Raw genomic sequence first — 1,461 nt, forward strand, 5'->3', positions numbered from 1 at the left:
CGGTTCTCCGGATCGAAGGCGAGCAGTTCGGCGAAGACGGATTTCATCATCATGGTCGCCGGGCCGCCGCTCTCGAGCCAGGTCGAGGCGCGCCAAGGCACCTGCGCGCGGGCAAGACGGGCAACGAGTTCGGCGAAGGGGCGTGGGATTTCCGGACCGAGCACCACCTCGATCGCCGCGTAATCGTGATCGCCGATCCGCACCGCCCGGCTGCCGATCGTCTCGGCATCGTCGCGAAAGATCTGGCTCGGCAGATTGGGCCACAGCACATGATCGGCGGCCGGTTTTTCACCCTCGTCGGGCATCCGGACCCGGACCGGATCGCCCGGCAGCAGCGGCGTCCAGTTGGAATCGCGGGTCTCGGGGTAGAGGGATTCACGCATGGTCACGAGGGCATCCCGGCAGGGGATTTCCTCGACCATGATCCCCTGACCACGAAACGCCGACATCACCCGGTTCACGAAGGCCATGTGCTTCACGCCGAGAATGTCGGAGGCGAGGAAGATGTTCTGTGCCTTCAGCCCGGTGGTCCCGATCCGGGGCGCGCCTTTGGCTGCGGCTTCCTGCGCCGTCTGCGACTGTGACGCTTCCTCGCGCGACAGCATCGATTTGCGGGTCCAGAGCACGAGATGCGCATCCTCCCAGCGCATCAGACGCGGCCAGATCTTTGCGCGCTCGGCGAAGATGTCCTCGAACGACATGCCGAGATCGCGGGCGATCGCGCGCGGGCCTGCGAGCATCGTCTCGAGGACGGAACCCGTCTGGGTCGGATCGCAGGCGAACCAGCATTGGATCCCCTGCCCTTTCGCTTCGAGCGCCCCCTGGAGTTCGAGACGCAATTCCTCGACGATCCGGTCGGTGCCCGCCTCGCCGATCATCCGGGTGAGGCCGTGAATGCGGACCAGTGATACCCGGTCGCCCTCGCGGGTGATCAGCGAGCGATCGTCGGCGGTCTCGAGATCGCAGAAATTGTAGAGCGGTGCCGGCATCAGGAACGAGGCCTTCGCCGCGAATTTCGCGAAAACCGAAAAGACCGACATCAGAGGAACCCCGACACGGCCATCTTGCGGAACCGCGCAACGTGCCGCTCGCCGATTAGCGGGACGAATCCGTTCTCGTTGACGAGTTTCCAGCCACCGGAGGTCTCTTCCATGGTCACGGTGCGGGTCATGGTCCGATGCGGCGCGCCCCGGCCGAGCAGCGCGGCGACCGATTTGGCCCGGAGAAAAGCGGGAATATCGTGCAGTTTCAGGACGACCGACACATGCGAGATGGTGATGCCGTGCGACGCCGTCGGTGTGGTGAAGGAGGCAATCCGTTCGGCCGAAACCCGGCCACCTGCATAGCTGGTGATCCAGGGAACCTCCGCCCCCTTCGAGAGATATCCGGGGATGAAACCCTGTGACATCTGGCCGGTCGAGACGAGGATCGGGACGGTCCCGCCCAGTCCCTTCGGCAGAT

At 64.9% G+C, this 1,461-nt stretch carries 1 protein-coding gene and 1 pseudogene; both read right to left on the minus strand.

Features of this window, described 5'->3' with window-relative positions:
- A pseudogene (locus tag ACP5E6_RS16595) lies at positions 1–1,040 on the minus strand (ATP-binding protein); the annotation flags it as partial.
- Positions 1,040–1,461, minus strand: a 422-nt coding sequence (locus ACP5E6_RS16600; protein ID WP_427956004.1) for a hypothetical protein, incomplete at its 5' end; no start/stop codon positions are given. The gene ACP5E6_RS16600 and the pseudogene ACP5E6_RS16595, both read right to left, overlap by 1 nt.

Source organism: Acidiphilium sp., assembly GCF_049977125.1.
Classification (GTDB): domain Bacteria; phylum Pseudomonadota; class Alphaproteobacteria; order Acetobacterales; family Acetobacteraceae; genus Acidiphilium.